Here is a 12,058-nt window from a genome sequence, read left to right as displayed (position 1 = left end):
GGTCAGCGGGCCGGGTGGAGCCGGTCGGCGCGTTCCCGGGCTGCGTGCTCGTCGGTGCCGATCTTGTCGTAGAGGCCGGTGGCGAGGAGCAGCAGGCCGAACAGCAGCGAGACGATCACCGTCGACATCGAGAAGTTGAGGATGTTGGCGCGGGTCTGGAGCACGCTCATCATCGCGATGCCGGTGACCATGAAGACCACCCCGGCGGTGAGGTTCATGATGTGCCCGAGGTTGCCGCGCCGGGACGCCCCGATGATCAGGACGACCCCGAAGACGACCGAGACCAGCGAGAACGCCAGGTTGGTACGCAGGCCCAGGGCCCAGTGGCTGCCCCGGGCGAACAGCGGTTCACCCCAGGTCTGTACGACGCCGAACGCGCCGAAGACCAGGATGTAGAGGCCGACGAGGCCGGCGAAGACCCGGTACAGCGGGCGGGCCGGGTGGTTGACCGGAAAGTGCGCCATGGCCCCTCCTGCGCGGACGACGTGTCGGGACGATTGTCTCCCGTCGCGTCGTCCGGCGGGGGCGAAACGCCGGGCACCCGGCCCACCCCGCGGGCCGGGTCAGAGCACCAGGCGGGCCTTCTGCCAGGCTTCCTTCTCGTCCTCGGTGCCGACCTTGCCGTACATGCCGACCATCAGCAGGACGAGGCTGAGGGTCATCAGCACGATCACCGTGAGGATGCTGAAGTTGACCACGTTGGCGTCGGTCTGGAGGAAGGCCAGGCCGGCGAGGCTGATCACCATCAGGGTGTAGGCCAGCCACTGGTTGATCGCCACGTCGAGGTTGCGGCCGATCACCGTGCCGACCAGGATGACCACCCCGAACAGCACGGACAGCAGCGAGAACCCGAGGTTGGTGCCCTGGCCGAGGACCTTGGTGTCGTCCTGGGCGAAGAAGTCGTTGCCGGCGCTGGCGATGACGCCGAGCGCGCCGAAGACCACGAGGTAGAGACCGATGAGCCCGCCGATCGCCCGGTAGACCGGCCGCGCGGGGTGGTTGACGGGGGTGTGGGCCATGACTGTGTCTCCAACGCCGTTCGGGTGAGGGTCGCCGACGATTGTCCCGTACGGCGGGGTGTGACGCCGCACACGGGGTCGTCCCTGGTCTACAGGGGCGGGATCTCGTCGGCGAGGGTCAGCCAGGTCTCCTCGGTCCGTTCCCGTTCGGCGCGTACCTCCTTGAGCTGCGCGTCGAGGTCGGCGACCCGGGCGTAGTCGGTGGCGTGCGTGGCGAGCTGGTCGAGGAGGGTGGCCTCCTTCTGGTCGAGCTTGCCGATCTGCCGTTCCAGCCGGGTCAGCTCCTTGCGGGCCTGCCGGGCCTCGGCGGCGGACATGCCTCCCGTGGCCGGGGACTCGGGGCTTTCGGCGGGGGCGGTCGTGGTGCGGGCCGGACCCGGGCCGGCGGCGCGGGCCAGGTACTCGTCGACGCCGCCGGGCAGGTGCACCAGCCGGCCGTCGCCGAACATCCCGTACGCGGCGTCGGTGACCCGTTCGATCAGGTACCGGTCGTGGCTGGCCACGATGATCGTGCCGGGCCAGGAGTCGAGCAGGTCCTCCAGGGCGGCGAGGGTGTCGGTGTCCAGGTCGTTGGTGGGCTCGTCGAAGAGCAGCACGTTGGGTTCACCGGCGAGCAGCCGGAGCATCTGCAGGCGACGGCGTTCCCCACCGGAGAGGTCGCCCACCGGGGTCCAGAGCCGCCGGTCGTCGAAGCCGAACACCTCGGCGAGCTGGGCGGCGGAGATCTCCCGGTCGCCGAGCTGCACCCGGCGGGCGACCTCCTCGACGGCTTCCAGGACGCGCAGGTGGCCGGGGAGTTCGGCGAGTTCCTGGGAGAGGAACGCCGGCTTGACGGTGGACCCGGTGTGGAAGCGGCCGCCGTCGGCGCGGGTGATGCCGGCGAGCAGCCGCAGCAGGGTGGTCTTGCCGGCCCCGTTGCGCCCGAGGATGGCGATCCGGTCGCCGGGGCCGACCTGCCAGGTGGTGTCGTGCAGGATCTCCTTGGGACCGGCGTGCAGCCGGACGTGCTCCAGGTCGTACACCTGCTTGCCGAGCCGGGCGGTCGCCATCCGCTGCAACGACATGGTGTCGCGCGGCGGCGGCACGTCGTCGATGAGCGCGTTGGCCGCGTCGATGCGGAACTTCGGCTTGGAGGTGCGGGCGGGCGGGCCGCGCCGCAGCCAGGCGATCTCCTTGCGGAGCAGGTTCTGCCGGCGGGCCTCGGTGGCGGCGGCGACCCGTTCCCGTTCGGCGCGGGCCAGCGTCCAGGCGGCGAAGCCGCCCTCGTAGGCCCGGACGGTCTGGTCGGCGACCTCCCAGGTGGTGGTGCAGACCGCGTCGAGGAACCACCTGTCGTGGGTGACCACGACGAGCGCGCCCCGGCGGCCGACGAGGTGCCGGGCGAGCCAGTCGACGCCGCCGACGTCGAGGTGGTTGGTGGGCTCGTCGAGGATGAGCAGGTCGGATTCGCGGACCAGCAGGGCGGCCAGCGCCACCCGGCGGCGCTCGCCGCCGGACATCGGGCCGACCGGCTGGTCGAGGCCGAGGTGGGGCATGCCGAGGCCGTCGAGGATGGCGCGTACCCCGGCGTCGCCGGCCCACTCGTGTTCGGCGCCCATCCCCTCGGCGAGCCAGGCGGTGCCGAGCACCACGTCCCGGACGGTGGCCTCGGGGGTCAGGGTGAGGGCCTGCGGCAGCCAGAGCACCCGCAGGTCGCGGCGGTGGGTGACCCGGCCGTCGTCGGGGTCCTCCTGCTTGGTGAGCATCCGCAGCAGGGTGGACTTGCCGGCGCCGTTGAGGCCGACCACGCCGATCCGGTCGGCGTCGTCGAGGCCGAGCGAGACGTCGGTGAGCAGCGGCCCGGCGGCGCCGTACCCCTTGGACACCCGGTCCAGGTTGACGATGTTGGCCACGGTCCCACCTTTCATGATCAAGGCGTCCCGGTGCCGGCGGGCACCTCGGGACGCCTGGGGCAAGGGTACGCGGACATCCGCGCCGCCCCACCCGCCCGTGCCGCAACCGGGGCCGGGCCGCCCCGGACAGCAGGTCGAGGCACGTTGATCACCTCATCGGGGCCGATGGTGCGGGTTCCCGGTCGCCGGATACCGCAACCCCCGCCCACGGGAGTCGATCTCCACCCGGGGAGAGCTCAGCCGACGCGGGCCCCGGGCACCGGGCCGTGGGCGACCCGGGTCTCCCGGCACACCCCGGTGGCCTGCACCTCGGTGGCGATCCGCTGCGCGTCGGCGGCGTCGCGGGCGAGGAAGACGCAGGTCGGACCGGAGCCGGAGACGATCCCGGCGAGCGCGCCGGCGGCCTCCCCGGCCTTCAACGTGTCGGCCAGGGCCGGGCGCATCGACAGGGCGGCGTCCTGCAGGTCGTTGCCGAGACAGCCGGCGAGCACCCGGGGGTCGCGTTGGCGCAGCGCGCCGAGCAGGCCGTCGGTGCTGCCCAGCGGGGTGCCGGCGGTGCCGGCGGCGCGCAGCCGGTCGAGTTCCCGGTAGGCGGCGGGGGTGGACAGGCCGCCGTCGGCGACGGCCACCACCCAGTGCCAGGAGGTGGGGCGGGCCAGCACCGGGCTGACCGCCTCGCCCCGGCCGGTGCCCAGCGCGGTGCCGCCGTGGATCAGGAACGGCACGTCGGAGCCGAGGTCGGCGGCGATCCCGGCCAGCTCGTCGCGGGACAACCCGGTGCCCCACAGGGCGTCACAGGCGACCAGTGCGGCGGCGGCGTCGGCGCTGCCCCCGGCCAGCCCACCGGCGAGCGGGATCTGCTTGCGCAGGTGCAGCCGGGCGTGCGGCAGCACCCCGGCGTAGCCGGCGAGGGCGTGGGCGGCACGGATGGCCAGGTTGGAGTCGTCCAGGGCCAGTTCGCCGGCGCCCTCGCCCTCCATGGTCAGGGTGAGGGTGTCGCCCCGACGGGCGGTCAACTCGTCGTAGATCGAGATCGCGTGGTAGACGGTGTTCAGCTCGTGGTAGCCGTCCCGACGCAGCGGGCCCACCCCCAGATGCAGGTTGACCTTCGCGGGCACCCGGACCCGCACCGGGCCACTGCTGCCCCGGCGCTGGTCGTCATCGTCGTCCGGTCGCCATGCCTCGGTCACCGGGTGACGTCCCACCGGCACGGGCGGATGTCGAACGGCATCTCCACGATCAGCTCCTCGGCGGCGTCGGCGGCCGGCGGCGTACCGGCCGGCAACCAGGTCGTACGCGCAGGTGCGGCGTGTCCCTCGGCGGGCACGGCGTCAGCCTACTGTGCGGTGGCGGCGACGGTCGGAGCCGACGCGGCGATCGCGGCGAACTGCTCCACGGTGAGTGACTCCCCGCGTGCGCCCGGGTCGACCCCGGCGGCGGTGAGCGCCGCGGCGGCCCGGTCGGGGCTGCCCGCCCAACCCGCCAACGCGGCCCGCAACGTCTTGCGGCGCTGGGCGAACGCGGCGTCGACCACGGCGAAGACCGCCTGCCGGGGCACGTCGTCGCGGGGTGGTTCGCGGCGGGTGAACGCGACCAGTCCGGAGTCGACGTTCGGCACCGGCCAGAACACGTTCGGTGGCACCCGACCGGCGGCGCGGGATCGGGCGTACCAGGCGAGCTTGACCGACGGGATGCCGTACACCTTGGAGCCGGGGCCGGCGACCAGCCGGTCGGCGACCTCCTTCTGCACCATCACCAGGCCGTGCCGCAGGGTGGGCAGCTCAGCGAGCAGGTGCAGCACCACCGGGACGGCGACGTTGTAGGGCAGGTTCGCCACCAGCGCGGTGGGCGGCGGATCGGCCAGGGCGGCGGCGGTGATCCGCAACGCGTCGGCCCGGTGCACGGTGAGCCGGGCGGCGTCCGGGCCGGCGTGGGTGGCGGCGGTCTGCGGCAGCGCGCCGGCCAGCACCGGGTCGATCTCCACCGCGTGCAGGTGTGCGGCGGCCGGCAGCAGGGCCAGGGTGAGCGAGCCGAGGCCGGGGCCGACCTCCAACGCCACGTCGTCTCCGGTGAGCCCGGCGGCGGTGACGATCCGGCGGACGGTGTTCGAGTCGTGCACGAAGTTCTGGCCGAGCTTCTTGGTCGGGTTGACGCCGAGGCGCGCGGCGAGTTCCCGGATCTCCGCCGGGCCGAGCAGGCCGGTCACGCCCCGAAGCGTAGTCGCGGGTCGCGGGTCGGTCACCACGGCCCGAAGACCCGGTCGCCGGTGGCGGAGATGGCGGCGCACAGCTCGTCGAGGTCGGCCCCGGTGGTCTCGGCCAACGACCGGACCGTCAGCGGGATCAGGTACGACGCGTTGGGCCGGCCCCGGTGCGGCATCGGGGTCAGGTAGGGCGCGTCGGTCTCGACGAGGATCTGGTCGATCGGGGTGAGCGCGGCGGCCTCGCGCAAAGCGGTGGCGCTGCCGAAGGTGACCGTGCCGGCGAAGCTGAGCAGGTGGCCCCGGCGGACGCACTCGCGGGCGAAGTCGGCGTCGCCGGAGAAGCAGTGCAGCACCACCGTGTCCGGGGCACCCTCGTCGTCGAGGATGCGCAGCACGTCGGCGTGGGCGTCGCGGTCGTGGATGACCAGGGCCTTGCCGTACCGCTTGGCGATGGCGATGTGGGCCCGGAAGCTCTCCTCCTGGGCGGCCCGGCCGTCGTCGCCGGTGCGGAAGAAGTCCATCCCGGTCTCGCCGACGCCCCGGACCCGGTCGCGGGCGGCCAGCTTCTCGATCTCGCGCAGCGCGGCGTCCAGGTCGGCCAGCCGGGGTGCCTCGTTGGGGTGCAGCGCCACGGTGGCGAGCACCGCCGGGTGCCGGTCGGCGACGTCGGCGCCCCAGCGGGACGAGTCGACGTCCACGCCGACCTGCACGAGCCGGTCCACGCCGACGGCGGCGGCCACCTCGATCGCGGCGGCCACCGGGTCGGCGGCGTCGCCCCCGCCGGGCACGCCGGCCTCGCTGACGGTGATGTCGAGGTGGGTGTGGCTGTCCAGCACGGGGCGGGGCAGCGGCGGCGGGGCGGGCGGGAACTCGCCGGCCCGGCGGGCGGCACGCTGCTTGCGGGATTCGGTCCGTTCGGTCATCGCGGCCAGCATCACACACCGGAGGCGACCGGGGGCACCGACCCGTGCGGGGTGGGGTGTTCCCGGGCGGCCACCGGACGTTCACCGGGGTGGAACCTGGCCGGCCTAGTCTCGCCCGGATGAGCGTCACCGATCGGGCCAGCGGCGCGGCCTCCGGGCGGACCGCGTTGCGTGTGACGTACGGCGGGGTGGTCCACCCGGCGGAGGAGCTGGCCCGGGGCGCGGCCTACGAACTGTTCAGCGCCGAGGCGGCACCCGGTTTCGAGTGGGCGCCCCGGCCGGGTGTCAGCTGGCCCTGGCGGCGGTTCGTGCACGTGACCGAGGTCACCGAGGTGAGCGGGGGCGGCCCGCCGGTCGAGGAGCCGGAGGCGGCGCTGCTGATGCCGGTGCACCGCGACCGGGGCTGGTCGTACGTGCACCAGCTCAGCCAGCAGCCGACGGCGGCCGGCGATCCGACGCTGGCCGCGGTGCGCGCCTCGGCGGTGCTGCGGCGCGGCACCCGGATGGTCAAGGTGCTCTCCGCCCGGCAGCTCGCCGGGTACGTGCGGGGGTGGCTGCCGCACGGGTTCTGCTACCGCGAGCACGACGTGGCGCACCTGCGCACGCCGGCCGCGCTGGCGGTGCTGCGCGGCGACGGCACCGGTGGCGACGGCACCGAGGTCGGGTACGCGCTGCGCTGGCGGGCCGCCGACCCGGGCGACTACGACGTGCCGGTCGGCGGGGCGCACCGGGGCCTGCTGGAGCTGCCGCCCCGGGACCGGCTGGGCCCCCCGGTGCTGGGTACGGGGTTCGTGCCGAGTTCGGCGCAGTTGATCCCGGAGTTCGTCACCCGGGACTTCGCCGACCTGCCGATGCCCGCCAACGCCAGCCTGCTGGCGTACACCCCGGACGGGGCCGAGGTGGTGCTCTACAGCTACCAGGCGGAGCAGCGGGGCTGGTTGCGGATGGTGGGCCCGCAGTGGCGGCACCTGCTGGCGGCGGTGCCGGGGCTCTCCCCCGACCAGGAGTACGTGCCGACCGGTGAGGTGCCGCGGTCGACGCAGCTGGTCGGCGGGTTGGCCGGCGGCGAGTACGAGGCGGTGGCGGACCTGCCGGGCGGGTTCCGGGTGCTGGCGATGACCCGGGCGGCCCGCTATCCGGTGGAGTCGGTCGGCCGGCGGCTGCGGCGCGCCCGGTGGCGGGGCGTGGCGTGCCTGGTGCTCCGGGAGGAGGCGGGCTGGCTGCGGTTGCGTCTGCGGCAGCCCGATCCGGACGGGGTACACGACACCGGGGCACAGTGCCACGAACGGGGCGTGTACGAGACGTGGGCGCCGGTCGCCGAGGTGACCGACGACCGGGTGGTGGATCTGCCGTACGCGCTGTGAAGGCATGACGGTGGCCGGCCGGGGAAAGCGCGACGGGTCCGACACCGACGGATCAGGAGAAGAGCATGCCCTTCATCACCGTGGGTACGGAGAACTCCGCCCCGATCGACCTGTACTACGAGGATCACGGGCAGGGTCAGCCGATCGTGCTGATCCACGGCTTCCCGTTCAACGGGGCGACCTGGGAGAAGATGTCGGGTCCGCTGCTCGCGGCCGGGTACCGGGTGATCACCTACGACCGGCGGGGCTTCGGCAGCTCGGCCCAGCCGGCCATGGGCTACGACTACGACACCTTCTCAGCCGACCTCGACGTGCTGATGACCGAGTTGGACCTGCGTAACGCGATCCTGGTGGGCCACTCGATGGGCACCGGCGAGGTGACCCGCTACCTCGGCACGTACGGGTCCGGCCGGGTGGACCGGGCGGTGCTGATGGCGCCGCTGGCGCCGTACCTGTTGCAGACGGCTGACAACCCGGAGGGCGTCGAGAAGAGCCTCTTCGACGGGTTCCAGCAGGCGATCCTCGCGGACCGGTTCGCCTACCTGACCCAGTTCTGCGACGCGTTCTTCAACTACAGCGAGAACCGGGGCCGGTGGGTCAGCGAGGAGGCGTACCGGGCGCACTGGCAGATCGGCGCGCAGGCGTCGGCGAAGGGCACCCACGACTCGGTGGAGGCCTGGCAGACCGACTTCCGGGGCGACGTGCCGAACATGGACGTCCCGGTGCTGATCATCCAGGGCGACAAGGACAACGTGCTGCCGTTTGCGAAGACGGGTCAGCGGTTGGCGTCGATGCTGCCCAACGGCACGCTGGTCACCCTGAAGGGGGCGCCGCACGGTATCCCGTGGACGCACCCGACCGAGGTGAACCGGGCGCTGATGGAGTTCATCGGCGCGCCGGCGATGGCCCGCGCCTGACGTACCGCGCACTGCGGCCCCGGGGGGTTCCCCCGGGGCCGCCCGCGTCGGGTCAGCTCTCCAGCCTGGCGAGTTCCTCGTCGACGATCGACGGGTCGAGCTTGCGGAAGACCGGCTTCGGCGCGGCGAGCGGCCGGCCGGCCGGCAACGGTACGGACTCCCAGCGCGCGCCGACGGTGTAGTCCCCGGTGAGCACCGGGTAGCCGGGCCCACCGTCGAGGTCGTCGACCTCCTGCAGCACCGGCATCGGGGCGTGCACGCCGGTGCCGCCGAGCAGTTCGTGGATCTTTTGCGCCGAGTGCGGCAGGAACGGCGTGAGCAGCGTGTTGGCGTCGCTGACCACCTGGAGGGCGACGTGCAGGATGGTGCCCATCCGGGGCTTGTCCGCCTCGGTCTTGAGCTTCCACGGGGCCTGCTCGGACAGGTAGCGGTTGGCCTCGGCGACGACCTTCATGGCCTCGCCGATGGCCTGCTTCTGCCGGTGCCGGGCGATCAGGTCGCCCACCGTGGCGAAACCGGCGCGGGCCACCGCGAGCAGCGCCTCGTCGGCTTCGGTGAGCCCGGCCGGGTCGACCGGGGGGATCGCGCCGAAGTTCTTCGCCGCCATGGAGACCGACCGGTTGACCAGGTTGCCCCAGCCGGCGACGAGTTCGTCGTTGTTGCGGCGGAGGAACTCGGCCCAGGTGAAGTCGGTGTCGTTGCTCTCCGGGCCGGCGACGGCGATGAAGTAGCGCAGCGCGTCGGCGTCGTAGCGTTCCAGGAAGTCGCGGACGTAGATGACCACCTTGCGGGAGGAGGAGAACTTGCGTCCCTCCATGGTCAGGTACTCGCTGGAGACGACCTCGGTGGGCAGGTTGAGTCGGCCGAGGTCGCCGGGCTGACCGTCGCGGCTGCCCGCCCCGGAGTAGCCGCCGAGCAGCGCCGGCCAGATCACCGAGTGGAAGACGATGTTGTCCTTGCCCATGAAGTAGTAGCCCGGGGAGTCCTTGCCCTCCCCGTCGGCCGACCACCACTTCCGCCACGCGTCCGGGTCGCCGGTGCGCCGGGCCCACTCGATGGACGCGGAGAGGTAGCCGATCACCGCGTCGAACCAGACGTAGATCCGCTTGTCGCCGCGCTCCTGCCAGCCCTCCAGCGGAATCGGCACGCCCCATTCGAGGTCCCGGGTGATGGCCCGGGGCTGGAGGTCGTCGAGCAGGTTGCGGGAGAAGCGCAGCACGTTGGGCCGCCAGCCCTCCCGGGTGTCCAGCCACTGGCGCAGCGCGTCGGCGAGGGCGGGCAGGTCGAGGAAGAAGTGCTCGGTCTCGACGAACTCCGGCGTCTCGCCGTTGATCTTGGACTTGGGGTTGATCAGGTCGATCGGGTCGAGCTGGTTGCCGCAGTTGTCGCACTGGTCGCCACGGGCGCTGTCGTAGCCGCAGATCGGGCAGGTGCCCTCGATGTAGCGGTCGGGCAGGGTCCGCCCGGTGGACGGGGAGATCGCCCCGGTGGTGACCTTCGGGACGATGTAGCCGTTGCGGTACAGCCCGGTGAACAGCTCCTGCACCACCGCGTAGTGGTTGCGGGTGGTGGTGCGGGTGAACAGGTCGTACGACAGGCCCAGCGCCAGCAGGTCCTCGGCGATCACCCGGTTGTACCGGTCGGCCAGCTCGCGCGGGGTGACCCCCTCGGCGTCGGCCTGCACCTGGATCGGGGTGCCGTGCTCGTCGGTGCCCGAGACCATGAGCACGTCGTGACCGGCCATCCGCATGTACCGGGCGAAGACGTCGGAGGGTACGCCGAAGCCGGACACGTGGCCGATGTGGCGCGGACCGTTGGCGTAGGGCCAGGCGACCGCGGCGAGAACGTGACTCATGACCAGCAAGCCTAGTGACCCGGGTCGGCGGCCGGCGAACCAATAGGGTCACCGCGCCACGCCGACGTCGAATCGCCGTTGCCGGGAATTGCCCACCGACACGCGGAGTCAGCTCACGGACACCGAACGCCACCCGGTGTCCAATGGCTGACGTGACGGGCAGACGATCGGGGCACGACGAGTCGACGGCGGGCACCCGGCGACCACGCCCCGGCCCCGGGGACGCTCCGCCGGCACGCGGCTCGGCCGTCGCGCCGCAGCCACGCCCCGGTCCCGGCCCGGACGACGCGGCCGTGGAGGTCGAGCCGACGACGGGCGCGCCGGTCGACGCGGTGCCCCGGCGGGTGCCGGTCCGCCAGCCACGGGCCCTCCGGCGGGCCGGGGAGAAGCCTGACGACGACGGGTTCTTCTGGGCGCCGATCGAACAGGTGCACTGGGACGGCACCCCGCTGCGCAAGGAACCGAAGCAGCGGCTGCGGACCCCGCGCCGACGTCGCCCCGCCCGCACCCCCGTCCCACCGGACCCGATCCGGGGGCTCGCCGTGCTGCTGGCGTTGAGCCTGGTCGCGGCGTTCTTCGCCTGGGTGAGCGCGGGGCCGCTCTGGCTGGCCGTCGGGCATTCCACGGCGGGGACGGCGGTGGTCACCGACTGCTCGGGCGGTGGGCTGACCCAGCGCTGCCGGGGCATCTTCACCGCCGACGCCGACCGGTTCCGCACCCACGGGGTACGGGTCAGCGGGGTGCCGGCCGAACGCACCGCCGCCGGCTCGACCCTGCCGGCGCGGGTGACCGGACCGGACGCGGACACCGCGTACGCCGACACCGGGGTGGGCCGGCACCTGCGCTGGCTGCTCGGCCTGCTGGCGGTGGCCGGCTGCGCGGCGGGGATCGTCAGGTGGACCGGGGCGACCCGGCTGGCCGACCCCCGGCAGCGCCGTTGGGCGACCGGCGGCGGCTACGCCGGACCGGTGCTGATCACCCTGGGTTTCCTGGTCGCCGCCTGGTGAGCGCCGGCCCGGCCTACCGGTGCACGACGGCGTAGACGTCCCGGCGACGCAGCCCGTACCCGGTGGCGACGTCGCTGATCGCGTCCCGGCGGGACATCCCGGTGGCCTCCCGCTCGGCCACCTGGGCCCGCAGGGTGTCGTCGTCGGGGCGTTCGGCGGGGGTCTGCGGCGCTCCGGCGACGACGAGGGTGATCTCGCCGCGCGGTTCCTCCTGCGCGGCCCAGTCGGCCAGCTCGCCGAGCGGCCGGCGGACGACCTCCTCGTAGGTCTTGGTCAGTTCCCGGCACAGCGCGGCCGGCCGGTCCGCGCCGAACGTGGCGGCCAGGTCGGTCAGCGCGGCGGCGATCCGGTGCGGGGCCTCGAAGAGGACGAGGGTGCGGGGTTCGGTGGCGAGGGCGCGCAGCCGGGCCCGCCGGCCGCCGGGTGAGCGGGGCAGGAAACCCTCGAAGCAGAACCGGTCGCAGGGCAGCCCGGACAGGGCCAGGGCGGTGGTGACGGCGCTCGGGCCGGGGGCCGCGGTGACCGGCACCCCGGCGTCGAGGGCGGCGGTGACCAGCCGGTAGCCGGGGTCGGAGACGCTGGGCATGCCGCCGTCGGTGACCAGGGCGACCAGGTAACCCTCCCGGAGCACGTCGACCAGTTCCGGGGTACGCCGCTCCTCGTTGCCCTCGAAGTAGGAGACGATCCGCCCCTCGACGGTGACGTCGAGGTCGCGGGCGAGCCGGGCGAGCCGGCGGGTGTCCTCGGCGGCGACCACGTCGGCGGTGGCGAGGACGTCGCGCAGCCGGGCGGACGCGTCGGCGGGGTTGCCCAGCGGCGCGCCGAGCAGAATCAGGCGCCCAATCTCGGACATTTCACCCACGTGGCGCGCTCCTTCA

12 protein-coding genes are annotated in these 12,058 nt (G+C 73.5%); 3 read left to right on the top strand and 9 right to left on the bottom strand.

Annotated elements, in window-relative coordinates; all coding sequences use genetic code 11:
- Positions 1-2: 2 nt before the first annotated feature.
- From ACN261_RS12690 to ACN261_RS12660, 7 genes are all read right to left on the bottom strand, one after another.
- Positions 3-464 carry a DUF4383 domain-containing protein gene (locus tag ACN261_RS12690; protein WP_421485423.1) on the bottom strand — a complete coding sequence of 154 codons (462 nt, stop codon included), beginning with the start codon at positions 462-464 and terminating at the stop codon, positions 3-5.
- 99 nt (positions 465-563) lie between these two features.
- Complete coding sequence (locus ACN261_RS12685) at positions 564-1,019, bottom strand: DUF4383 domain-containing protein (protein ID WP_421485421.1); 456 nt, start codon at positions 1,017-1,019, stop codon at positions 564-566.
- 89 nt (positions 1,020-1,108) lie between these two features.
- A complete protein-coding gene (locus ACN261_RS12680) occupies positions 1,109-2,911 on the bottom strand; it encodes an ABC-F family ATP-binding cassette domain-containing protein (protein ID WP_421485419.1) in 1,803 nt (600 codons plus the stop codon).
- A gap of 236 nt (positions 2,912-3,147) precedes the next feature.
- Positions 3,148-4,101, bottom strand: coding sequence for a 4-(cytidine 5'-diphospho)-2-C-methyl-D-erythritol kinase (locus ACN261_RS12675; RefSeq protein WP_425850194.1), 954 nt, complete (start codon positions 4,099-4,101; stop codon positions 3,148-3,150).
- Positions 4,098-4,238 (bottom strand): hypothetical protein, encoded by a 141-nt coding sequence (locus ACN261_RS12670; RefSeq protein ID WP_158224271.1) that lies wholly within the window; start codon positions 4,236-4,238, stop codon positions 4,098-4,100. Before ACN261_RS12670 ends, ACN261_RS12675 begins: the two co-directional genes overlap by 4 nt.
- Before the next feature lie 9 nt (positions 4,239-4,247).
- On the bottom strand, positions 4,248-5,117 hold the full coding sequence (rsmA, locus tag ACN261_RS12665; RefSeq protein ID WP_425850191.1) for a 16S rRNA (adenine(1518)-N(6)/adenine(1519)-N(6))-dimethyltransferase RsmA: 870 nt from the start codon (positions 5,115-5,117) through the stop codon (positions 4,248-4,250).
- 32 nt (positions 5,118-5,149) lie between these two features.
- Positions 5,150-6,049 (bottom strand): TatD family hydrolase, encoded by a 900-nt coding sequence (locus ACN261_RS12660; protein ID WP_425850188.1) that lies wholly within the window; start codon positions 6,047-6,049, stop codon positions 5,150-5,152.
- 107 nt (positions 6,050-6,156) lie between these two features.
- Between ACN261_RS12660 and ACN261_RS12655 the strand changes: the two genes are divergently transcribed.
- The gene (locus tag ACN261_RS12655) at positions 6,157-7,401 is read left to right on the top strand and encodes a hypothetical protein (protein ID WP_425850187.1); all 1,245 of its coding nucleotides are present in this window, start codon (positions 6,157-6,159) and stop codon (positions 7,399-7,401) included.
- Between the two features lie 65 nt (positions 7,402-7,466).
- Positions 7,467-8,318: an alpha/beta fold hydrolase gene (locus ACN261_RS12650; RefSeq protein ID WP_425850184.1), complete on the top strand. Its 852-nt coding sequence runs from the start codon at positions 7,467-7,469 to the stop codon at positions 8,316-8,318.
- A gap of 52 nt (positions 8,319-8,370) precedes the next feature.
- On the opposite strand, the gene metG is transcribed toward ACN261_RS12650, so the two are convergent.
- Positions 8,371-10,173, bottom strand: coding sequence for a methionine--tRNA ligase (metG, locus tag ACN261_RS12645; protein WP_421485411.1), 1,803 nt, complete (start codon positions 10,171-10,173; stop codon positions 8,371-8,373).
- A gap of 143 nt (positions 10,174-10,316) precedes the next feature.
- Between metG and ACN261_RS12640 the strand changes: the two genes are divergently transcribed.
- A complete protein-coding gene (locus ACN261_RS12640) occupies positions 10,317-11,180 on the top strand; it encodes a hypothetical protein (RefSeq protein WP_425850183.1) in 864 nt (287 codons plus the stop codon).
- Between the two features lie 13 nt (positions 11,181-11,193).
- Here the strand turns inward: ACN261_RS12640 and rsmI are convergent, their stop codons facing one another.
- Positions 11,194-12,033: a 16S rRNA (cytidine(1402)-2'-O)-methyltransferase gene (gene rsmI / locus ACN261_RS12635; RefSeq protein WP_425850180.1), complete on the bottom strand. Its 840-nt coding sequence runs from the start codon at positions 12,031-12,033 to the stop codon at positions 11,194-11,196.
- Between the last annotated feature and the right edge of the window lie 25 nt (positions 12,034-12,058).

The organism is Micromonospora sp. WMMD723, from assembly GCF_049863385.1.
Classification (GTDB): domain Bacteria; phylum Actinomycetota; class Actinomycetes; order Mycobacteriales; family Micromonosporaceae; genus Micromonospora; species Micromonospora wenchangensis.
This window is presented reverse-complemented; position numbering and strand designations above follow the sequence as displayed.

Coding starts and splice junctions, on each gene's coding strand:
- ACN261_RS12690 (WP_421485423.1), bottom strand. CDS start 464: ATGGCGCACTTTCCGGTCAACCACCCGGCCCGCCCGCTGTACCGGGTC.
- ACN261_RS12685 (WP_421485421.1), bottom strand. CDS start 1,019: ATGGCCCACACCCCCGTCAACCACCCCGCGCGGCCGGTCTACCGGGCG.
- ACN261_RS12660 (WP_425850188.1), bottom strand. CDS start 6,049: ATGCTGGCCGCGATGACCGAACGGACCGAATCCCGCAAGCAGCGTGCC.
- ACN261_RS12655 (WP_425850187.1), top strand. CDS start 6,157: ATGAGCGTCACCGATCGGGCCAGCGGCGCGGCCTCCGGGCGGACCGCG.
- ACN261_RS12650 (WP_425850184.1), top strand. CDS start 7,467: ATGCCCTTCATCACCGTGGGTACGGAGAACTCCGCCCCGATCGACCTG.
- metG (WP_421485411.1), bottom strand. CDS start 10,173: ATGAGTCACGTTCTCGCCGCGGTCGCCTGGCCCTACGCCAACGGTCCG.
- ACN261_RS12640 (WP_425850183.1), top strand. CDS start 10,317: ATGGCTGACGTGACGGGCAGACGATCGGGGCACGACGAGTCGACGGCG.
- rsmI (WP_425850180.1), bottom strand. CDS start 12,033: ATGTCCGAGATTGGGCGCCTGATTCTGCTCGGCGCGCCGCTGGGCAAC.